At 70.4% G+C, this 21472-nt stretch carries 18 protein-coding genes; 8 read left to right on the top strand and 10 right to left on the bottom strand.

Going from position 1 to position 21472, the window contains the following annotated elements:
* The first annotated feature begins 13 nt into the window (after positions 1 to 13).
* Positions 14 to 565 (top strand): RNA polymerase sigma factor, encoded by a 552-nt coding sequence (locus tag ACFWP5_RS00695; protein ID WP_384148424.1) that lies wholly within the window; start codon positions 14 to 16, stop codon positions 563 to 565.
* Between the two features lie 25 nt (positions 566 to 590).
* Here ACFWP5_RS00695 and ACFWP5_RS00690 read toward each other — a convergent pair whose 3' ends face one another.
* Positions 591 to 2966, bottom strand: coding sequence for a SpoIIE family protein phosphatase (locus ACFWP5_RS00690; RefSeq protein ID WP_384148422.1), 2376 nt, complete (start codon positions 2964 to 2966; stop codon positions 591 to 593).
* Positions 2967 to 3222: 256 nt separating this feature from the next.
* On the opposite strand from ACFWP5_RS00690, the gene ACFWP5_RS00685 reads away from it, so the two are divergent.
* A complete protein-coding gene (locus tag ACFWP5_RS00685; protein WP_384148420.1) occupies positions 3223 to 6321 on the top strand; it encodes a glycoside hydrolase family 2 TIM barrel-domain containing protein in 3099 nt (1032 codons plus the stop codon).
* Positions 6322 to 6397: 76 nt separating this feature from the next.
* On the opposite strand, the gene ACFWP5_RS00680 is transcribed toward ACFWP5_RS00685, so the two are convergent.
* Positions 6398 to 7798 carry a cytochrome bc complex cytochrome b subunit gene (locus ACFWP5_RS00680; RefSeq protein WP_384148647.1) on the bottom strand — a complete coding sequence of 467 codons (1401 nt, stop codon included), beginning with the start codon at positions 7796 to 7798 and terminating at the stop codon, positions 6398 to 6400.
* A 110-nt stretch (positions 7799 to 7908) separates the two neighbouring features.
* Positions 7909 to 8847: an RNA polymerase sigma factor SigJ gene (gene sigJ, locus ACFWP5_RS00675; RefSeq protein WP_384148418.1), complete on the bottom strand. Its 939-nt coding sequence runs from the start codon at positions 8845 to 8847 to the stop codon at positions 7909 to 7911.
* A gap of 179 nt (positions 8848 to 9026) precedes the next feature.
* On the opposite strand from sigJ, the gene ACFWP5_RS00670 reads away from it, so the two are divergent.
* Entirely contained in the window at positions 9027 to 10640 is a 1614-nt protein-coding gene (locus ACFWP5_RS00670) for a DHA2 family efflux MFS transporter permease subunit (protein ID WP_384148416.1), read from the top strand.
* A complete protein-coding gene (locus ACFWP5_RS00665; protein ID WP_384148414.1) occupies positions 10637 to 11245 on the top strand; it encodes a hemerythrin domain-containing protein in 609 nt (202 codons plus the stop codon). Before ACFWP5_RS00670 ends, ACFWP5_RS00665 begins: the two co-directional genes overlap by 4 nt.
* 117 nt (positions 11246 to 11362) lie before the next feature.
* Here the strand turns inward: ACFWP5_RS00665 and ACFWP5_RS00660 are convergent, their stop codons facing one another.
* Complete coding sequence (locus ACFWP5_RS00660) at positions 11363 to 12079, bottom strand: 2OG-Fe(II) oxygenase (protein ID WP_384148412.1); 717 nt, start codon at positions 12077 to 12079, stop codon at positions 11363 to 11365.
* A 14-nt stretch (positions 12080 to 12093) separates the two neighbouring features.
* The gene (locus ACFWP5_RS00655; RefSeq protein ID WP_384148410.1) at positions 12094 to 12591 is read right to left on the bottom strand and encodes a methylated-DNA--[protein]-cysteine S-methyltransferase; all 498 of its coding nucleotides are present in this window, start codon (positions 12589 to 12591) and stop codon (positions 12094 to 12096) included.
* 137 nt (positions 12592 to 12728) lie between these two features.
* Here ACFWP5_RS00655 and ACFWP5_RS00650 point away from each other — a divergent pair, with 137 nt between their 5' ends.
* Positions 12729 to 12974: a hypothetical protein gene (locus ACFWP5_RS00650; RefSeq protein WP_019057811.1), complete on the top strand. Its 246-nt coding sequence runs from the start codon at positions 12729 to 12731 to the stop codon at positions 12972 to 12974.
* A gap of 3 nt (positions 12975 to 12977) precedes the next feature.
* The gene (locus ACFWP5_RS00645; protein ID WP_384148408.1) at positions 12978 to 13355 is read left to right on the top strand and encodes a toxin Doc; all 378 of its coding nucleotides are present in this window, start codon (positions 12978 to 12980) and stop codon (positions 13353 to 13355) included.
* Between the two features lie 72 nt (positions 13356 to 13427).
* On the opposite strand, the gene ACFWP5_RS00640 is transcribed toward ACFWP5_RS00645, so the two are convergent.
* Positions 13428 to 14321 (bottom strand): helix-turn-helix domain-containing protein, encoded by an 894-nt coding sequence (locus ACFWP5_RS00640; protein WP_384148407.1) that lies wholly within the window; start codon positions 14319 to 14321, stop codon positions 13428 to 13430.
* Between the two features lie 143 nt (positions 14322 to 14464).
* Between ACFWP5_RS00640 and ACFWP5_RS00635 the strand changes: the two genes are divergently transcribed.
* Both ACFWP5_RS00635 and ACFWP5_RS00630 read left to right on the top strand, forming a co-directional pair.
* On the top strand, positions 14465 to 15340 hold the full coding sequence (locus ACFWP5_RS00635) for an oxidoreductase (protein ID WP_384148405.1): 876 nt from the start codon (positions 14465 to 14467) through the stop codon (positions 15338 to 15340).
* A gap of 391 nt (positions 15341 to 15731) precedes the next feature.
* Entirely contained in the window at positions 15732 to 17360 is a 1629-nt protein-coding gene (locus ACFWP5_RS00630) for an RICIN domain-containing protein (RefSeq protein WP_384148403.1), read from the top strand.
* Here the strand turns inward: ACFWP5_RS00630 and ACFWP5_RS00625 are convergent.
* The 4 genes from ACFWP5_RS00625 to ACFWP5_RS00610 form a co-directional block, all read right to left on the bottom strand.
* Positions 17353 to 18330, bottom strand: coding sequence for a 2-hydroxyacid dehydrogenase (locus ACFWP5_RS00625; RefSeq protein ID WP_384148401.1), 978 nt, complete (start codon positions 18328 to 18330; stop codon positions 17353 to 17355). The two genes, ACFWP5_RS00630 and ACFWP5_RS00625, sit on opposite strands and share 8 nt — an antisense overlap.
* Positions 18331 to 18464: 134 nt before the next feature.
* Positions 18465 to 19160 (bottom strand): alpha/beta fold hydrolase, encoded by a 696-nt coding sequence (locus ACFWP5_RS00620; protein WP_384148399.1) that lies wholly within the window; start codon positions 19158 to 19160, stop codon positions 18465 to 18467.
* Positions 19161 to 19205: 45 nt separating this feature from the next.
* Complete coding sequence (locus tag ACFWP5_RS00615; RefSeq protein ID WP_384148396.1) at positions 19206 to 19877, bottom strand: cyclase family protein; 672 nt, start codon at positions 19875 to 19877, stop codon at positions 19206 to 19208.
* The gene (locus ACFWP5_RS00610) at positions 19877 to 21463 is read right to left on the bottom strand and encodes a purine-cytosine permease family protein (RefSeq protein WP_384148393.1); all 1587 of its coding nucleotides are present in this window, start codon (positions 21461 to 21463) and stop codon (positions 19877 to 19879) included. Before ACFWP5_RS00610 ends, ACFWP5_RS00615 begins: the two co-directional genes overlap by 1 nt.
* Between the last annotated feature and the right edge of the window lie 9 nt (positions 21464 to 21472).

Genomic DNA, 21472 nt, shown 5'->3' with positions numbered 1-21472 from the left:
AGGAGTGGATCCAGTGCGGGACACGGTACGGACCGAGGAGCTGGCGCGGCGGGCCGCGGCCGGTGACACGGGTGCCCTGGACGAGCTGCTGCGGTCGATCGGACCCGAGGTCCTCAGGCGGTGCGGGCGCTTCCTGCCGTGCCGGGAGGACGCCGAGGAAGCGGCGCAGGACGTACTGATGCAAGTCGCCCGGAAGATCGGCACGTTCGAGGGCCGCAGCCTCTTCAGCACCTGGCTCTACACGGTGATCGCCAACGGCTCCCGGCAGAAGTACCGCGAGCTGAAGCGGCGGGCCGCCGAACAGCCGGCTGCGATCGACGTGACACAGCACGTCGACCCGCGCACCACGAGCGTGATCGCCGGATCGAAGATCGACCTCCTGGAGGCGTTGGAGCGCCTTGAGCGGGAGCAGCCGCACCTCGTCGCGCCGCTGGTCTACCGCGACATCTGCAACCTGGAGTACGCCGACATCGCCGAGCGGATCGGCATCCCGCTCGGCACCCTCAAGTCCCGGCTGCACGAGGCACGCCGCCAGGTCAGGCCCTGGCTGACCGACCTCTCCTGAGCCGACCGACCTCTCCTGCTCCGGCTCAGACCTCGTCGACGAGGGAAAGCTCCGCCCAGATCGTCTTGCCGTCGGCCGTGTGCCGGCTGCCCCAGCGCTGGGTGAGCTGCGCGACCAGCAGCAGCCCGCGCCCGCCCTCGTCCCAGGTCTTGGCGCGGCGCAGGTGCGGGGCCGTGTGGTTGGTGTCGGAGACCTCGCAGATCAGCGTGGCCGCGTCATGGATCAGCCGGAGCCGGATGGGGTGCGCGCCATAGCGGATGGCGTTGGTGACCAGCTCGCTCACCACCAGCTCGGCCGTGAATCCGGCCTCGCTCAGGTTCCAGGTGTCGAGCTGCTCGACGACCTGCTTGCGGATCGGGGCGACGAGTGAGGGGTCGGCCGGGATGTCCCAGGTCGTGACCTGCTCGGCGGGCAGCCCCTGGGTGCGGGCGAGCAGCAGCGCCACGTCGTCGGCGACACCGCCCGGCGGGAGCACGGCGTGCAGGATCCGGTCGCAGGTCTCGTCCAGGGAGTCCGAGGGGGCGTACAGGGCGTCGAACAGCAGCCGTTGACTGTCGTCGAGGTCCCGCTCCCGGTTCTCGATCAGCCCGTCGGTGTACAGCGCGAGCACGGTGCCCTCGGGCAGTTCGAACTCGGCCGACTCGAAGGGCAGCCCGCCCAGGCCCAGCGGCGGCCCCGCGGGCAGGTCGACGTGCTCGGGCGGGCCGCCCGGCCGGATCATGATCGGCGGCGGATGACCGGCGCGGGCCAGCGTGCAGCGGCGGGACACCGGGTCGTACACCGCGTACAGACAGGTCGCCCCGACCTCGCCCGGGCTGCCCTCGCCGCCCGCCTCCGCGGACAGCCGTACGACGAGGTCGTCGAGGTGGGTCAGCAGCTCGTCGGGGGCCAGGTCGATGTCGGCGAGGGTGCGGACGGCCGTGCGCAGCCTGCCCATCGTGGCGGAGGCCTGGATGCCGTGGCCGACGACGTCCCCGACGACCATGGCGACCCGCATCCCGGACAGCGGGATCACGTCGAACCAGTCGCCGCCGACCCCGGCACGCGCCGCCGGCAGATAGCGCGAGGCCGCTTCCAGGGCGGCCGTGCGCGGGAGTTTGCGGGGGAGCAGGCTGCGCTGGAGGGCGAGCGCGGTCTCGCGTTCGCGGGAGAAGCGGCGGGCGTTGTCGATACACACGGCGGCGCGGGCCGTGACCTCCTCGGCCAGCAGGACGTCGTCGGCGGCGAACGGGTCGAGGCGCCGGTACCGGGTGAGGACCGCCACGCCGAGGGTGACGCCGCGGGCCTGGATCGGTACGGCCATCGAGGAGTGGATGCCGTACTCCTGGACGCGCCTGGTGCGGGTCCGGTCCCAGGAGAGCCAGAGTTCGAGGGCCCGGCCCGAGGCGACGAGTGTGCGGCCCGCGACCAGCGCGTCGGCCTGCGGGGACTGCTCCGGGTACAGGTTGAGCTGGCCCGGTTTGGCGACGGCCTCGGGGCTGCCCTGCTGCACCGACTGGTGGGCGGCCCGGCGCAGTCTGAGCGGCGCGGTGATCGCCGTCGGGGGCTCGCCGCCGTGCTCCTGCGGGTCCAGCAGATCGATGCTGACGAAGTCGGCCAGCGCCGGTACGCAGACGTCCGCGAGCTCCTGGGCCGTACGGGTGACGTCGAGGGTGGTGCCGATGCGGACGCTCGCCTCGTTGACGAGTTGCAGCCGCTCCCGTGCCAGGTAGTTCTCGGTGAAGTCGTGCGCGGCCAGACACACGCCCCGCACCCGTCCCTCGGCGTCGGTGATCGGCGCGATCCGGGCCAGCCAGGCGTGCGCGGCGTCCTCGCCGCCGGTGCGCATGTAGATCTGGAAGTCCTGGGCGGTGCCGGAGGTGAGCACGAGCAGCATGTACTGCTCCAGCTCCGAGCTCTGCGTCTTGCCGCCGATCTCGGTGATCCGCAGCCCCTGGATGCGCTCCTCGGGGAGCCCGATCACGTCGGCCATCGCGTCGTTGACCCGGCTCAGCCGCAGCCGCTCGTCGTAGACCGCGATGGCACACGGCGACTGGGTCAGCGCCGCGGTCGCGAGGGGGTCCTCGGAGGCGCGGGGACCGCCGCCCTCCAGCGGTGTCACGACGAGCCAGTCGCCCGGGCCGCCGTCCCGGGGCCGCCGGTGGTGGGCCAGCAGCCACACGGGTACGGCGTGGCCGTCGCGATGGCGCAACGCGACCGTGCCGTCCCAGCGGGCACCCGTGGTCCCGGGCAGCGCCTCGGCGCCGTCGGCCAGCAGCCGCACGGCCGGGCGGCCCACGACCTCGTCCGCGGTGTGGCCGAGGAGCCGCCTGGCCCCGTCGTTCCACTCCACCAGAGTGCCCGCGTCGTCGATGACAACCCGCGCCGTCGCGGCATCGTCGAACGGGTAGACCGGTCTCATCGTCGCCACTCCATTGCGCACACTCACAGTGAACAGGCGCGTCACTTGTGTTCCAGCCTAGTGCGTCACGGTCTCGCGCGGACGAGAACCCCCAGGGCCGGGGGTCGGGACGGTCAAGGGGGAAAACCGGTCGAAGTGGCACACAGGACAGCTGTCTGCCTCCGCACCCTTGACGGCCCGGAGTGGCACCCCGTCAGAATCTGTTCGGTCACGATCAGTTGTGAGTACTTCTGGGCCCTGATGAGGGAGAGCCGCCATGACGGTCACTCGCAGATCGGTTTTGATCGCTTCCACGGCCGCGCCGACGGCCGCATCACTCCTGTCCACCCAGGCCGCGCGCGCCGCCGGATCCACGGCGGGCGCGGCCGGCCGCCACACGGTCCCCCTCCGGGACGGCTGGCGCTTCGCGCTGGTCAACCCGGGCGGGATCACCGACCCGACCGGCGCCTACGCCGAGGCCGCCGCACCGGACTACGACGACTCGGCCTGGCGCCAGGTCGCGGTCCCCCACGACTGGAGCATCGAAGAGACCCCCACCACCGCGAACGGCACGACCAGCGGCACCGGCTTCTTCCCCGGCGGCCTCGGCTGGTACCGGATCGCCTTCACCCTGCCGCCGGCCTTCGCGGGCAAGCGGATCTCGGTGGAGTTCGACGGCGTCTACATGGACTCGTACACCTACTGCAACGGCACCGAGGCCGGCCGCCACCCCTACGGCTACACCGGCTTCGCCTTCGACCTCACCGACCTGGTGCACACCGACGGCACCACGGAGAACGTCGTCGCGGTGAAGGTCCAGAACCAGCTCCCCAGCAGCCGCTGGTACTCGGGCAGCGGCATCTACCGCGAGGCCCGCATCGTCATCACCGAGCCGGTGCACGTCGAACGCTGGGGTACGTACGTCACGACCCCGGACATCACCGCCGAGCGGGCCGTCGTACGGGTGCGGACGGCCGTGGTGAACGAGTCGGGTGCCCCGAGCGAGGTCGAGGTCAGATCGCGGGTCGTCGACCCCGACGGCCGTACGGTGGCCCGCGCCTCCTCGACGCCCACCGTCGCCGACCGCAGTACAGAGAGCCATGAACTCACCGTCCCCAAGCCCAAGTTGTGGGACATCGAGACCCCGGACCACCGCTACACCCTGGAGACCGAACTGCGGGTGGGCGGTAAAACGGTCGACACCTACCGCACCCCCTTCGGCATCCGCACCTACCGCTTCGATCCGGACGAGGGCTTCTCCCTCAATGGCACCGACACCAAGATCAAGGGCGTCGATCTCCACCACGACCAGGGCGCCCTCGGCTCCGCGATCAGCCTCGACGCCGTACGCAGGCAGTTGAGCATCATGAAGTCGATGGGCGTCAACGCCTTCCGCACCTCGCACAACCCGCCCTCGCCGCAGATCGTCCAGGCCTGCGAGGAGTTGGGCATCGTGATGATGGTCGAGGCCTTCGACTGCTGGCACACCGGCAAGACGACCTACGACTACCACCGGTTCTTCGACGACTGGTGCGAGCGGGACGCCACCGAGATGGTCCTCGCCGCCCGCAACTCGCCCGCCGTGGTGTTGTGGTCCATCGGCAACGAGATCCCCGACTCCACCTCCACCGCCGGACTGGCGATGGCCGACCGCATCATCGGCGCGATTAAGGCGGCCGACGACAGCCGGCCCGTCGTCGTCGGCTCCGACAAGTACCGCGGCGTACCGGCCAAGGGCTCCGCGGCCGACCTGATGCTCGCCAAGCTGGACGGACTCGGCCTCAACTACAACACCGCCAAGTCGGTGGACGCCCTGCACGCGGCCTATCCGGACCTGTTCCTCTTCGAGTCCGAGTCCTCCTCCGAGACCTCGACCCGCTCCACCTACCAGGAGCCGGAACACCTCAACACCGGCGAGAACTACACCCCGGGCAGACGCGCGACCTCGTCCTACGACAACAACCTCTCCTCCTGGACGATGAGCGGCGAGTACGGACACAAGAAGGACCGGGACCGGAAGTGGTTCGCGGGCCAGTTCCTCTGGTCGGGCATCGACTACATCGGTGAGCCCACGCCGTACAACGTGTTCCCGGTCAAGGCGTCCTTCTTCGGCGCGGTCGACACGGCCGGCTTCCCGAAGGACATGTACCACCTCTTCCGCAGCCAGTGGATCAGCGAGCCCATGGTCCATCTGGTGCCGATGAGTTGGAACCACGAGATGGGGGACACGGTGGAGGTGTGGGCGTACGCCAACGTCGACACCGTCGAGCTGTTCCTCAACGGAAAGTCCCTCGGGACACGGACGTTCGACACCAAGAAGACCACCGACGGCCGCGCCTACCTGGAGACCACCGAGCCCACCGGCGACGACAAGACATTCACCACCGGCCCCTACCCGGGCAGTTACACCAGCCCGAACGGCAGCGCGGGCAAGCTTCACCTGCTCTGGAAAGTCCCGTACGCGCCGGGCGAGTTGAAGGCGGTGGCGAGCAGCGGCGGGGAAGCGGTCGCTTCGGACGTGTTGCGTACGGCGGGAGCCGCACACGCCGTCCGCCTCACGGCCGACCGCACGTCCCTTGCCGCAGACGGCCGTTCGCTGGTCTTCGTGACCGCGGAGGTCGTCGACGTCCACGGTGTCGTGCTGCCCGACGCCGAGGACCTGATCGCGTTCGAGGTGAAGAGCGGGTCCCTGGCCGGACTGGACAACGGGCGGGAGGAGAGCGCCGAGCGCTACCAGGCAAGCACCCGAACCGCCTTCCACGGCAAGGCACTCGCGATCGTCCGGTCCGGTACGAAGGCGGGCTCGCTGAAGGTGACGGCGCGCGCGGAAGGGCTGCGGACCGGCACGGTGACCGTACGGACGACGCCCGGCCGGGACGTGGCCACGACGCCGGCGCCGCGATTCGAGGGCGACTACCCCACCCCGCTCAACTACCCCTATGCCGACGCGAGTTACTCCGGCCGACCCGACACGCTCCCCGCCGCCGTGCTCGACGGCGACACGGCCACCGGCTGGTCCAACGCCTTCGCGAAGTCGGCGACGGCTCTGCTGCCCGCGTTCAGTGGGGCACGCGAGAAGGACTGGGTGTCGGTGGACTGGGGGAGGGAACGGTCCTTCGACCGGGTGGAGGTGTCGTTCACGGTGGACGCGACGCACAGTCTGCCTTCGGCGGTGGCGGTCGCGGTGTGGGACGGGCACAGGTGGTCGCCGGTCGAGGGGGCCGCCGTCGACTGGGCCACGGCCTCGGACGCCCCCACCGTCATCACCTTCGGCGCCGCGCGCGGATCGCGGGTGCGGCTGACGCTGACGAGCAGCCATCCGGGGGCGGCCCAAGGGGCGGTGCGGATCAGCAAGTTGGAGGCTCCGGCCGGGTAGTGAACCCGCCAACGGTCCGGACGGGCATCCGGCCTGTCCGGACCGTTGACGGGATGCCATGAAATGGAGCCGCTGATCACGGCTCACGCTCCACGAGTTCCCTCGGTCGTTTGTGCGCGGTGAGTGTGTGGAGTTCGGCCTGGTCGAGTGGTCGGTGCAGCTCCACGTACTCGCCGTGCGGCAGCCGCTTGATCACACCTGTCTCGCGGCCGTGCAACACCAGTTCGCTGTCCCGGAGTTGGAGGCCCAGGCAGATGCGGCGGGTGACGACGAAGGCGAGTGCCGGTACGACGAACACCGCCACCCGCACCGCCCACGTCACCGCGTTGATCGACAGGTGGAGGCGGGTCGCCACGATGTCGTTGCCGCCGCCGGCGAGGAGGACCAGGTAGAGGCTGATCCAGGCCACGCCGATGCCCGTGCGGGTGGGACGGTTGCGGGGGCGGTCCAGGAGGTGGTGCTCGCGTTTGTCGCCGGTCCGCCAGGACTCCAGGAACGGGTACACGCCGATGAACACCAGGAGCAGCGGGAAGACCACGATCGGGATCAGTACGCCCAGGACCAACGTGTGGCCCCACAGCGTGACTTCCCAGCCCGGCATGACGCGGACCAGGCCCTCCGCGAAGCCCAGGTACCAGTCCGGCTGGGCGCCCGTCGAGACCTGGTCGGCGCGGTAGGGGCCGTAGGACCAGACCGGGTTGATCGATGCCACCGCCGCGAGGAGGGTGAGGGCGCCGAAGACCAGGAAGAAGAAGCCGCCCGCCTTCGCGAGGTAGACCGGCATGAACGGGGCGCCCACCACGTTGCGTTCGGTGCGGCCGGGGCCCGCGAACTGGGTGTGCTTGTGGTAGACGACCAGGAGGACGTGGACGACCACCAGTGCCGCCATGATGCCGGGGATCAGCAGGACGTGGAGTGAGTAGAAGCGGGACACGATGTCGTGGCCGGGGTACTCGCCGCCGAACAGGAACATCGAGAGGTACGTCCCGACGATCGGCACCGACAGCAGGGCCCCGTCGACGAAGCGCATGCCCGTGCCCGACAGCAGGTCGTCCGGGAGCGAGTAGCCGAAGAGGCCCTCGAACAGGCCGAGGAACAACAGGGTCCAGCCGAACAGCCAGTTGAGCTCGCGCGGCTTGCGGAACGAGCCCGTGAAGAAGTGCCGCATCATGTGCGTCAGCATCGCGGCGATGAACACCAGCGCCGCCCAATGGTGCAACTGCCGGACCAGCAGCCCGCCGCGCACATCGAAGCTGAGGTGCAGCGTCGAGGCGTAGGCGTCGGACATCCGGATGCCGTTCAGGGGGACGTAACTGCCGTGGTACGTCACCTCGTTCATCGACGGGTGGAAGAAGAGGGTGAGATAGACGCCGGTGAGGATCAGCACCACGAAGCTGTAGAGGCAGATCTCGCCGAGCAGGAACGACCAGTGGTCCGGGAACACCTTCCGCAGATACTGCTTGCCGAGGGTGTGGATGCCGAGGCGGCCGTCGAACCAGTCGGCGACGCGTTCGCCCCGCGAGGACTCGGAGGAGGATTCAGCGGGGGACTCGGAGGAGGACTCAGACGAGGGCTCCGAGAGGGTGGTCACTGTTCCTCCTCGTCCTTGTGCACGTGCGTGAGTTTCTCGGGGTTGGTCACGATGTAGACGCCGGACACCTGGTCGCCCTCGGGCGTGAGGTCCATGACCATCACCGCGTACGGCGAGTCGCCCTCGAACAGCACGGCCGCGTCGTCGCCGTTGACGCGGCGGTAGCGCAGCTCCAGGTCCTGGGGACCGCGGCGCCGGGCCGCGAACGAGTTGATGAGGCGGACCGCCTTGTCCCGCCCGTGCACCGGGCGCAGTCCCGCCGGCTTCCGGTTGCCCCCGCTGTCGGTCCACACCGTGACGTCCGGCGCGAGGATCTCCATCAGCGAGGCGATGTCCCCGCCGATCGCGGCCCGCACGAACCGCTCGGTCGCCTCCCGCCGCACCCGGGGATGCGCCTCGTACAGCGGCCGCCGCGCGTGCACATGGGCCCGCGCCCGGTGCGCGAGCTGCCGTACGGCTGCCGGGGTGCGGTCGATGATGTCGGCGATCTCGGTGTGGGCGTACCCGAACACCTCGTTGAGGACGAAGACCGCGCGTTCCAGCGGGCTCAGCGACTCCAGGACGACCAGCATGGCCAGCGAGACGGACTCGGCGCGCAGCGCGGGGTCCTCGCCGTCGCCGTCGCCGGCCTGGTCGACCAGCGGTTCCGGCAGCCACGGGCCGACGTACGTCTCGCGGCGGCGGCTGATCGTGGCGCGACGCTGGAGCGCGTGGTTGACGGCGATGCGGACGAGATAGGCGCGCGGGTTGGTGATGGTGTCCAGCGGGGCGCGCCGGGCGCGGGCCGTCCAGGACAGCCAGGTCTCCTGGAGGACGTCGTCGGTGTCGGCGACGCTGCCCAGCATGTTGTAGACGAGACCGAACAGCAGCTCCCGATGGTCCATGAAGACAGTGGTCGCCTCATCGGTGACAGCGATCTCGGAGATCTCGGACATGTATGCGCCTCCCCAGTGGCGTGCTCACTACTGCGAGGGGTGGCGGGGGTCGGAATGTGACAGCCGGCGGCCTGAATGTGACGTACGTCTCGGGAAATTCGCGCCATGTCACACCCGCCGACCGTCCGGCCCTCTTGAACGCGAGTCCGACGTGCAGTCGGGCGTAAGGAGTCGACATCGTGTTCAAAAAGTGGCACGGCAATCCCTGGGCGATCCTCATCACGCTCTCGCTCGGGTTCTTCATGACCCTCCTCGACCTGACGATCGTGAACATCGCGATCCCCCAGCTCGGCGAGGACCTCGACGCGTCCCTGGACGAGATCCTGTGGATCGTCAACGCCTACACGCTGGCGCTGGCCGTCCTGTTGATCACCGGCGGACGCCTCGGCGACCTGCGCGGCAAACGCAATCTGTTCGCCGCCGGAGTCACGCTGTTCACCCTGGCCAGCCTCGCCTGCGGCCTCGCGCAGGACCCGGCCCAACTCATCGGGTTCCGCGCGGTGCAGGGCCTGGGCGCGGCGCTGCTCATGCCGCAGACCCTGTCGATCATCGCCGAGGTGTTCCCGGCCGACCGGCGCGGTGTCGCGATGGGCATCTGGGGCGCCGTGGCGGGGGTGTCCGGCGCGCTCGGTCCGATCCTCGGAGGGGTGCTGATCACCCATCTGTCCTGGCGCTGGATCTTCTTCGTCAACCTGCCGATCGGCGCACTGGTACTCGTCCTCACCATGGCGATCATCCCGGGCGCCCGGCGCACGGTACGGCGCCGCTTCGACACCCTCGGTGTCACGCTCGCCTCAACTGCCCTGTTCTGCCTGGCCTTTGGGCTGACCGAGGGGCAGCGGTACGACTGGAACGCCGGGATCTGGAGCCTGTTCGGGGCGGCCGTCATCCTCTTCGCCGGCTTCCTGCTGCACGAGCGCGGACAGCAGAACGGTGAACCCCTGGTCCCGTTCTCGCTGTTCAAGGACCGCGACTTCAGCCTCATCAACTTCGTCGGCGTCACCGTGTCGTTCGGCGTGGTCGGGATGTTCCTGACGCTGACGATCTATCTGCAGTCCGTCCTCGGCTTCAGCGCGCAGAAGGCGGGGCTCGTCCTACTGCCCGTCGCGCTCGGCTCGTTCGTCATGGCCGGGCCCGCCGGGGCGCTCGCGGACAAGGTCGGCGGCAAGTTCATCCTGATGGGCGGTCTGCTCGCCTGGGCGGGCGGACTGATCTGGGTCGTCGGTGTCGCGGACGTCGGCACGGGCTGGCTGACCATCGCCTTCCCGCTGTTCCTCACGGGGTTGGGCGTCGGCTGCACCTTCGCCCCGATGGCCACGGAGGTCATGCGCAACGTTCCGCCCCGGCTCGCGGGCGCCGCGTCCGGTGTCACCAACGCGCTCCGGCAGGTCGGTTCGGTGCTCGCCGGTGCGGTGATCGGCGCGGTGCTCCAGGCGCAGCTCGCCTCCTCCCTGACCGAGCAGGCGCAGGCGCGGGCCGGTCAACTCCCCGTCGCCTACCGGGAGTCGTTCGTCGCCGCGTTCTCGAAGGCGGAGTCCGACGTCGGTGCCGGGCAGCAGGGTGGCGCGCCGTCCGGGGTTCCGCATGACATCGCGGAGCGGATGCGGGCCCTCGGCGGTGAGGTGTTCGGGCACGGCTTCGTCCATGCGATGGGGCCCGCCGTGTATGTCGCCGTCGCTGTCCTGCTGACCGGTGCGCTCGCGTGCCTTGCCGTACGACGACACCACGGGCCGTCCGTCAATCCGCACGCCCTGCCCATGTCCGAGCCCGAGTTGGAGGAAGCCGCACGATGAGTATCGACTTCACGCCCATGTACGCGTCCCACGATGCGTTTCGGCGCGACCTGGAGCGGCTCGCCGCGGCGGTCGCGGAGGGCAGGGCGCACACCGGTCCTGTTCGCGCCGGGTGGGAGAACTTCAAGCACCAACTGCACATCCATCACACCGCGGAGGACAGTGATCTGTGGCCGCGGGTCCGTGAGCGGGTTGCGGGGCGGGCGCGGGACCTTTCGCTGCTCGATGACATGGAGGCCGAGCACGGTCGCATCGACCCGTTGTTGGACGCGGTGGACGCTGCGCTGGCCGACCGGGCGTCCGAACTGCCTGATCTTGTACGGGCGTTGCTGGCCACCCTCGATGATCACCTCAAGCATGAGGAGGACAGTGCGCTTCCGTTGATGCAGGACACGTTGACCGGTGCGGATTGGCGGGCTTTCACCGGGCGGTTGCGTGAGGTGCAGGGGTTGCGTGGGGCGGCGGTGTTCGTGCCGTGGCTTGTCGATGGGGTGTCGGGTGTGGAGCGGGGGAGGGTTCTGGGGGCTTTTCCCGCGCCGGTGAGGGTGCTCAACCGGGTGTTCTGGGAGGGGAGTTACCGGCGGCGGGGGTTTTGGGTCGTCTAGTGGGTGCGGGGCGGTGGGGGCTGGTCGCGCAGTTCCCCGCGCCCCTGGAAAGGGGACCGGGCTTCGCCGGTCCCCTTTCCAGGGCCGATCATCCGCAACGGAGTTCATTGGTCCCCCTCAGGTCGCGTCGTGGAACACCAACCCCAACGCGTGCCGCCTGCCGGAGCGTACGGTGCTCACCCCGTGTCGCATTGGTCCGGTCGACCAGCCGCGCTTCGTCCGTACTGGTCGGTCCCGAGTCGTGAACACCAGGCCGTGGCCCTGTCGGAGCGGGGTCGCGGTGGCCCGGGACTGGGCGCGGGGCCGCTGCTCGACCATCAGGAACTCGCCGCCCGTGTAGTCGGTGCCGTACTCGTCCAGGCCGATCACCACCTGGAGCGGGAAGACCAACTCGCCGAAGACGTCGCGGTGCAGGGCGTTCCAGTCGCCCTCGCCGTAGGACAGCAGGATCTGTGCCGAACGGTCCTGGCCCGCGTCATGGCAGCGGGCGAGCCACTCGTCCAGCTCGTCGGGCCAGGGGGCCGGGCGGTCGAGTCGGGCCGCCCAGTCCCGGGCGATCGGCAGCAGGCGTGGGTAGAGCGCGGCGCGCAGGGCGGCGACGGGTGTGGGGAGGTCGTGGGTGAAGTAGCGGTACATGCCGGAGCCGAAGCGATGGCGGGCCATGTCCACGGTGGTGCGGAACAGTTCCGGCTTCTCGTACAGCGCGGCCAGGTCGCGGCACTCGGCGGGCGTCAGCAGTTGTGCGGTCGGCGCGCTGCCGTACAGGTCCAACTCCTCGGTCAGGGCCGACCAGTTGGTGTTCTCCACGCGCCGACGCGCCTCGGTGATGCGCATGACGTCTCCCTTCGTCAGCCGAGCATCGGCTGCAACGCGCCCTCGTGGGTCAGCAGTTGCACCTTGCGTTCGACGCCGGCGGCGTAACCGCGCATCGAGCCGTCCGCGCCGATCACGCGATGGCACGGGCGCACCAGCAGCAGCGGGTTGGCGCCGAGTGCCGCGCCCAGCGCACGGACTTCGGCGCGCGGTACGCCCAGGCGCTCGGCGAGGGCGCCGTAGGTCGTCGTGGTGCCGTACGGGATCTCGTGGAGGGACCGCCAGACCCGCTGCTGGAACTCCGTTCCCTCGGCGGCCAGGGGGAGTTCGAAGCGGGTGAGGTGTCCGGCGAAGTACGCGGACAGTTGGCGGGCGGCCTCGGTGAAGGCCTGGTCGTCGCGTTCCCAGTCGGTGGGGACGGTCGAGTGGTCCGGCATCGTCAGGGAGGTGAGGGTGGTGCCGGCGGGCGCCTTCTCGCCGGTGAGAAGCAGTTCGCCCACGGGGCTTTCGGTGAGTGTCCAGATGGTGGTCATGGAGACGAGTCTGCTCCGGAACGGCGGCCGGGACCGGCGGGATTCGGACATGGAGGTGGGACCCGCTCGGTACCGTCGGGCGTAGCTCTTGACCTGGGAGTATTTACGGGTAAGTACCCGAGCGGTACCGTGTTGGCATGCCAGCTCTCAACGTGGAGTTCAGCGACCGCGAGCTAGAGGACCTGCGGCAGATAGCCAAGGAACGCGGTACGTCGATGAAGGCGCTGGTGCGCGAGGCGGCCGCGGCCGACATCGCTCGGCACCGGGCGCTGCAGGAGGGCGCCGAGGCCTTCCGCCGGTTCTTCGCCACGCACGCCGACGAGTTCGCCGCCGCGTTCCCCGACGACGAACCGTCGGCCAAGGGCGAGGGGCGGGTCGCCTGACGCATGCCCCCTGCCCTCCATATCGACGTGCCCTGGCTGCTCCAGCGTCATGAGGAAGTCCTGCCGGACCAGCCCACCATCAACGACTTCTCGGCGTTAGTCGCTGCCGTCGCCCGACACCGCGTCGATCCGCCCCGCCTCGGCATCGACTCCGACCCGGCCTGGCGGGCCACCGCCCTGCTGCACACCCTCGCCCTGCTCAAGCCCCTGCCCTCGGCCAACGCCCGCTTCGCCTGTGCCACGGCGGTCGCCTACATGTTCGTCAGCGGCGTCGGCATCGATCCGCCCTACGGCGCCCTCGTCGACCTCACCCGCGATCTGATCTCCGGCAAGACGGATGTCTACGGCGCGGCGGACCGGCTGCGCTCCTGGCAGATCTGAGCGGCAGATCTGAGCGGCGGATCTGAGCGGCGGATCTGAGCGGCGGATCCGAGGGGCAGTTCTAGGCGTCTGTCACCGGTCCTCGTCGAGGCGGGCGCTCTCCTCGTGCGACCGTGGGCTGTCCTCGCGCGGGACGCCGTCGGACGCGGCGAGGCTGCCCAGCAGACCCAGCAGTTCCGCGCTGCGGCTGCCCGGTTCGGCGTGGAAGACGACCACGCTCAACGCGTTCGTGCCCGGGATCTCGAACTTGTTCGACCGCAGCTCGAAGTCGCCGACGAGCGGATGGCTGAGGAGACTGGTCCGGCCGAGCATGGGCCGTACCTCGTGGCGGCTCCACAGCAGCCGGAAGCGGTCACTGCGCACCGACAGTTCGCCCACCAGTTCCACCAGCCGGGGATCGTCGACGTCGGGGCCGATGTGGCCGCGCAGGGTCGCCACGCCCTCGGCGGTCAACTCCTCCCAGTCGCGCCGCAGTTCACGCTCGGCGGGGTCGAGGAACACCGCCCGCAGCAGGTTCGCACCCGGTGTGTAGTTCGGGGACAGCGCCCTGCACAGCGCGTTGGCCGCGAGGCAGTCCGTGAACCGGTTCTGCACATACGCCGGGTGGCCGGACCAGGTGTCCAGCAGCTCGCGGACGCTCGCCGGTACCGCCTCGGGTCTCCTGGCCCGCCTGCGCGAGACGGTCGGCCGCTCCGGCTGCGCCAGGCTCAGCAGATGGGCGGTCGCGGAGGCGTCCAGGCGCAGCACCCGGGCCAGCGCCTCCAGCACCTGCACGGACGGGTTGCGGTCGCGGCCCTGTTCCAGCCGCAGGTAGTAGTCGGAGCTGATGCCGGCCAGCAGGGCGACCTCCTCCCGGCGCAGCCCCGGCACCCGGCGCAGCCCGCCGCCGCTGAGGCCCACGTCCTCGGGCCGGACCCGCTCCCGGCGGGCCCGCAGAAACTCACCGAGCGCGTTCTTGCTGTCCACACCCACCACCGTAGGTCGGAATCCCCGGAGGTGCGTGTCCCTGCCACTACCAGGAACATCCGGGTACTGCCTGCCCGGCCGGGACAGGCGCAGAGTCGGTGGCAGGACCGAACCGTCCACCACTGATCGAAAGGCGCGCCATCATGGCCGACACCGTTTCCGGCGGCACCCTCACCCTCGCCGAGGACCTCACCATCACCCGCATGGGATACGGCGCCATGCAACTGGCCGGCCCCCATGTCTTCGGCCCACCGAAGGACCGCACCGAAGCGGTGGCCGTCCTCCGTGAGGCCGTCGAGCGGGGCATCACCCACATCGACACCAGCGACTTCTACGGCCCGGTCGTCGTCAACGAGATCATCAGGGAGGCCCTCCGCCCCTACCCGGACGACCTGCACATCGTGACCAAGGTCGGCGCCCGGCGCGGCCCCGATGGCAGCTGGATCGTGTCCCGGCACCCCGAGGACCTCAAGGCGCAGGTGTACGACAACCTCCGCAACCTCGGGCTCGACGCGCTCGACGTGGTGAATCTCCGCCTCGGCGCCCAGGACACCGCCGACGAGGAGTCGATCGGGGAGAAGTTCGGTGCCCTCGCCGAACTGCGGAAGGCCGGGCTGATCCGGCACCTCGGACTGAGCGCGGTCTCCGCCGCCCAGCTGAGCGAGGCCCAGGCGATCGCCCCGGTCGTCACCGTGCAGAACCTCTACAACCTGGCCAACCGACAGGACGACGCCCTCGTCGAGCGGTGCGCCGCGGAGAACATCGCGTTCGCCGCGTACTTCCCGCTCGGCGGCTTCACCCCGCTGCAGTCGCGGACTCTGTCCGACGTCGCCGCCCGGCTGGACGCCTCGCCCCAACAGGTCGCCCTGGCCTGGCTGTTGCAGCGCTCGGCCACCACCGTCCTGATTCCCGGCACCTCGTCCCGTGCCCATCTGCGGGACAACATCGCCGCCGCGGACCTGGTGCTGCCCGCCGACGCGATCGCCGAACTCGACGCCATCGGCCGGGCCGCGGCCTGATGCGGGGAGGGCGGGGGTGGGCCGCCCCCGCCCTCGGGGCCGCCGACCGAGGGCGGGAGGAGCAAGGTCGGCGGCCGTTTGGCGCGGGAGAGCCGCCGTCCAGCGCGTGGCCTCCGAGAAGGGCCGACTCCAGTGGACCGCCGTGAGCCGTGCGCCGGGAGCGTGCGTGACGCACCGGCGTGTGCGCATGATTCACACGGGGCGCATAGAGAGTCGAAAACCGGTGCGAGTGAACCGAGTTGTCACCGCATCTGACTTTCTTTCAATGGTATGGAAGTTACCCAAGTGCCTTGTTGGGTTCGGTGGGTTGTGCAAGGGTGAAACACCCGCGCGGGGGCAATGCCCGGGGCTCATTGACGTGTTGATGAACCGAATCCGAGGAATCCACTCCGTGTCCATCCCGCACCCCCCTCGTCCTCCTTACCCGCCGCCGGACGGCGGGGCCCCCGAGGAATCCGACGAGACCCTGGCCGCCCGGCTGCGGGGCCGTCCGGAGGGCGAGGCCGCTCATTCCGTCGCGCTGCTCATGGCGCGGCACTGGCGGCCGGTCCAGGATTACGCGGGCATCTGTCTCGCCGCCGAGGGGGCCGTGCCCGCCATGGCCGCCGCGGCCGCCTTCCACCGGGTGTTCGACCGGCTGACGTTCGGCGAACACGGCGTGGCACTGCGGCCCCGGCTGCTGCAGACCGTGCGCGACACGATCCGGGAGTGGTCGACGGAAGAGCGAATATCCAGTGTTGTTCCCGACCTGGAGAATCCCTCCGGGGGCCGCGCCATGCGGGCCGCGAAGTCCATGACGCCCGAAAATCGCAAGCTCGCCGAGCGGTCTTTCCAGACTCTTCCGCCGTTCGCCCAGTGTCTGCTGTGGCACACCGAGGTCGAGGCCGAGTCGATAACCGTGCCGGCGGCCCTGCTCGGCATGGATACCGACAACGCGTCGGCCGCTCTCCAGCAGGCGCACGAAAAATTCCGCGAAGGCTGTGTACGCGCCCACCGGGAACTCGCGCCGACCCAGGATTGCCGCTTCTACAACCGCCTCCTCGACGTCCCGATTCGCCGCGGCGGCGCACTGCTGCCGGATGTCCAGCAGCATCTCGCCCAGTGCCGCTACTGCCGTTCCGCCGCCGAACAACTCAGCTATTTCGAAGGCGGGTTGGGAGTCCTCCTCGCCGAGGCCGTGCTCGGCTGGGGAGCCCGCCCCTACCTCGCATCGCGTCCCGGCCGCGGCGGGCGCGACGCACGGACGGGGACCGCCTCCCGGCACGGCGGACATACCGGCGGCAGTACGGGTCGGCACCGGTTGCTGTCCCGGCTCCCCGCGCCCGGCCGCCGTATCGTGGGCGCGGCCCTTTCGTCCCGGTCGTCGAGATCGCTCTTCGTCGGCGTCGGCCTGGTCGGTGCCGGGGTCCTCGCGATCGTGCTCACCGTCAGCCTGTGGCCGGACCGCAGTGGTGGTGCCGCCGGTCCGGTCGCCTCCACGAACAGCGGCTCGGGACACGTGTCGTCGTCGGCACCCGGCACGGCCCGGCTCCCCGCCGTACCCCAGCGGACGCGGCTGCACAACGCCGCCGCCGACTTGTGCCTCGACATCCAGGGCACCCCTAAAGCCGGCGCCGGCACCCGCCTGGCCGTGTGCTCGTCGGCACGGACCCAGGAGTGGTCGTACGACACCGACGGGCTGTTGCGCAGTGTGGCGAGCCCGGGGCTGTGTCTGGACTCGCGCGCGGACGCCGGTGTCGTCGTCCTCGGCACCTGCGCCGACGCGAAGGCCAAGCGTGGCAACGATGTCCGCTACGACCTCACCGTGCAGGGCGAGTTGCTGCCCCGCTGGGACTCGGAGCTGGCGCTCACCTCCACCACCAAGGACCCGGGCGCCGACATCGTCCTCAAGGTCCGCGACGGTTCCACCGCGCAGCGTTGGCTGACCGACGGGGTGACGGCCAGCCCCGGTTCGCTGTCGATCGCCGGCACGGGAGCCCCGTCACCGCGCCCCGCGAAGATCGCGGACCGGCTCAACTGACCACATCGCCGGGCGCGTTGCCGGTCAGGTAGCCGGCGGCGTTCTGTACGGCGGCCAGCGCGATCCGGAGCACCGTCTCCCGGGTCACGCCGCCGACGTGCGGCGAGAGCACCACGTTCGGGGCCTTGAGCAACCGCAGGGCCGGGGTGGGCGGTTCGGGGTCGAAGACGTCCAGACCCGCACCCGCGAGGGCCCCGGCTTCGAGGGCGTCCGCGAGCGCGTCCTGGTCGATCAGGGCGCCGCGCGCGGTGTTGATCACGAACGCGGTCGGCTTGAGCAGCGCGAGCCGCCCCGCGTTCAGGAGATGCCGGGTCTCGGCGGTGAGCGGTGCGTGCAGGGTGACGTAGTCGGAGAGGCGCAGCAGTTCGTCGAGCGGGACATGACGGGCCCCGCCGAGCCGGGTCGTCGTCTCCTCGGGGACGGGGCGTCGGCCTGCGTAGAGGACGGTCATGTCGAACGCGGCCGCGCGGCGGGCGACTTGCTGCCCGATGGCGCCCAGCCCCACGATGCCGAGCGTCTTGCCGGACAGCTCGGTCAGGGAGCGCTGCAGGCGAGGCAGCGCCCAGTCGCCCTCGACGAGTGCGGTGTGCGCGGGGACGAGCTGCTTGGCCAGCGCCAGCATCAGGGCGAAGGTCTGCTCGGCCACGTTCTGCGCCTCGGCACCGCTGGAACCGATGGTGCAGACGACTACCCCTCGGGCGCGGGCGGCGTCCAGGTCGACGTAGTCGAAGCCGTGACTCGCGCACTGCACCAGCTCCAACTCCGGGGCGGCGGCGAGGTGTTCGGCCGTCACCGGGGAGAGCGCGGTGATGACGACGTGTGCCGCGCGCAGGGCTCGCGGGTCCTCGTCGACGGCCTCGACGACGGTGACGTCCACCCCGTCGGGCAGCAGCGTCGCGAGTCCGGCTCCCGCCGTGCGGCCGCCCATGTGGGGTGGGACGACGGCAAGGACGTTCTTCGTGGGGGGCATGCGGAATCCTTGATGACGGGGGTGGGGGCGAGCGTGGTGGCGTGCGTCCCGGTTCTCGTCGCCGAGCACGCGCGACCCCGACCATACCGGCGAGTAGGTGCGGGTCCGCCCGCCGGGACGGACCCGCACATGGGTCAGGGCCGGGTGGCCGACTCGTGCAGGACACGGGCCAGTTCGCGGGGCCGGGAGAACATCGGCCAGTGGCCCGTGTCCATCCTGACCAGCTCCCAGGGCCCGCTCTCGACCAGTTCGCCCACCGGGTCCATCAACTCGTCGCCGTCGAGCAGGCACTTGATGTAGGTGGCCGGGAGGTCGGCCAACGGGTGGGCCAGGACCGCCGGTTCGGTGAGCGTGGCTCCAGGGTGTGTGGTCCCCTCGGTGACCATGCGGGCGATCTGCTCGTCCGTGAGATCCTGGCCCGCGTAGTCGGCAGGGTCAAGGGTCGGCCAGTCGCCGCCGTTCTCGTCGAGCGACTTCCTGATGTGGTCGCTCGGGAAGCTGTCCAGGAACGACTTCCCGTCGACCGGCACGTTCGAGTCGACGAACACCACCCTGGCCAGCCGGTCGCCGATCCGCTCGGCCGCCTGACCGACGGGCACCCCGGAGTAGCTGTGCCCGACCAGGACGACGTTCCGCAGATCGAGGCGCTCGACCTCGTCGACGATGTCCTGGACATGGGTCCGCTGCCCGGCCGGCACCCCCTGCTTCTCCGCCAGCCCGGACAGCGTCAGCGCATGCACCTCGTGCCCGGCCTCGCGCAGCCCGGGCACCACCTCGTCCCACGCCCACGCACCGAGCCACGCGCCTGCCACCACCACGAATCGAGTCATGGTCCCAACGTAACCGCGGGGTCTGACAACGACCTTCCGGAACGATCAGACCGCCCGCGCCACGGCCCGTACCGGCGCACCGTCCGCCCCCGGCAGCCGCAGCGGGAACAGGAACAACTCCACGTCCGGGAGACCCACCACCTGATCGAGACCCGTGAGGTTCTCGGCGATCACCCCGCCCGCGCCGCACAGCACACGATGGGCGGGCAGCCCGAAGTCGGCCGTCACGTCGCCGGGTTCGGGCGTCGGATCGACACTGAGCGCGTCGACCGCGACCGTACGGACCCCTGCTGCGACGAGGGCCTCGGCCGCTTCCGGGGTGAGCCATGGGTGGGCGAGGTAGTCATCGGTGCCCCAGTGCGCCGACCAGCCCGTGGCCAGCAGAACGAGGGACCCCGGCCGCGCAAGCAGTCGGCTCAGCGCAGGCGCCAGCAGGTCGGGAGTGATCGGCGCCCGGGCCGGCAGCCCCCGTACGTCGGCCACCACCGCGTGTCCGGCGAAGCGCTCCAGGGGCAGTTCGTCGAGGCGGGGCCACGCGTCGTCCACGTGGTACGGGGCGTCGACATGCGTGCCCGACTGCGAACCCATGTGCAGCTGAAGGACGTTGACGCCGTCCCGGGGTGCGCGCAGGGCCGGGGAGACCTCGACGGCAGGGTCACCGGGATACACGGGCATCCCGGTGACGACGGGCACCGACAGGTCGATCCAGGCCGGCATCAGCTGCTCGCGGCGGCCGGCGCGAGCCCCTCGGCCTCCGTCCCGGGGCCGGTGATCGGCGGCACCGGCACCTCGACGGTACGGGCCAGCCGCGCCCCCTCCGGCCCGTACGCGGCACGGGGTTCGGGGAACAGCCTGAGCAGGCCCAGGAACAGCACGGCGGCCACGGCCAGCGACAGCGGCAGGCTGATGTCCACGCCGTTGGCCAGGTCGCCCAGCGGGCCGACGAACTGTCCCGGGATGTCGGTGAACAGCACACCGACGACGGCGGCCACCCACCAGGCGGTCATGCCGCGCCAGTTCCAGCCGTGCGCGAACCAGTAACGCCCGCCGCGCTGACGGCGGTTGAAGACCTGGAGCGCGTCCGGGTCGTACCAGCCGCGCCGGGTGTAGAAGCCCAGCATCATCACGACCATCCACGGCGTCGTACAGGTGATGATCATCGTGGCGAAGGTGGAGATCGACTGTACGAGGTCGAAGCCGAACCGTCCGACGAAGATGAACGCGATGGACAGCACACCGACCAGGATCGTCGCCTGCACCCGCGACAGTCGGGGGAACACCGACGAGAAGTCGAGCCCGGTGCCGTACAGGGACGTGGTGCCCGTCGACATGCCGCCGATCAGGGCCAGCAGACAGACCGGCAGGAAGAACCAGCTCGGCGAGATGGCGAGGAGTCCGCCCACGAAGTCGGGGGCGGCCGGGTCGACGTACTTGGGTGCCTTCGTGGCGATGATGCTCGCGGTCGCCAGGCCGAAGACGAACGGCAGCAGGGTCGCGATCTGCGAGAGGAACGCGGCCCCAACCACCTTGCGGCGCGGGGTGTTCGCCGGGATGTAGCGCGACCAGTCGCCGAGGAACGCGCCGAAGGACACCGGGTTGGACAGCACGATCAGCGCCGCGCCGATGAACGACGGCCAGAACAGCGACTGGGTCGCCGCGTCCGCCGAGGACGTGAAGGTACCGGCGTACGACGGGTCGAAGTCGCCGGCGAAGGCGATCGCGCCGAGCAGGAACAGGACCGTCGCGGACGTCACGGCGATCTTGTTGACGAACAGCATGAACCGGAAGCCGTAGACGCACACCGCGAGGACGAGCACGGCGAACAGCGCGTACGCGACGACGTACGACAGCGTGCTCTGCTCCAGGCCGAACAGCCGGTGCGCGCCGCCGACCAGGGCGTCGCCGGAGCTCCACACCGAGATGGAGAAGAACGCGACGGCGGTGAGCAGGGACAGGAACGAGCCGACGACCCGGCCGTGCACGCCCAGGTGCGCGGAGGAGGCGACGGCGTTGTTCGTGCCGTTGACCGGGCCGAACACCGCCATCGGGCACAGGATCAGCGCGCCGACGACGACTCCCAGGAGCGTGGCCGCGAGGCCCTGCCAGAAGGACAGGCCGAACAGGATCGGGAAGGCGCCCAGGACACAGGTGGAGAAGGTGTTGGCACCGCCGAACGCGACCCGGAACAGGTCGAGCGGGGAGGCGGTGCGGTCCGCGTCGGGGATGCGCTCGACGCCGTAGGTCTCGACCTCGGTCAGGGACTGGCTCGGCGCGGCGGGGGAGGGGGCGGGCTGCGAGGGCAAGGGGGCTCC

The organism is Streptomyces sp. NPDC058469, from assembly GCF_042721125.1.
GTDB lineage: Bacteria > Actinomycetota > Actinomycetes > Streptomycetales > Streptomycetaceae > Streptomyces.
Note: the sequence above shows the minus strand (reverse complement) of the source record. Positions and strands in the feature narration are given on the sequence as shown.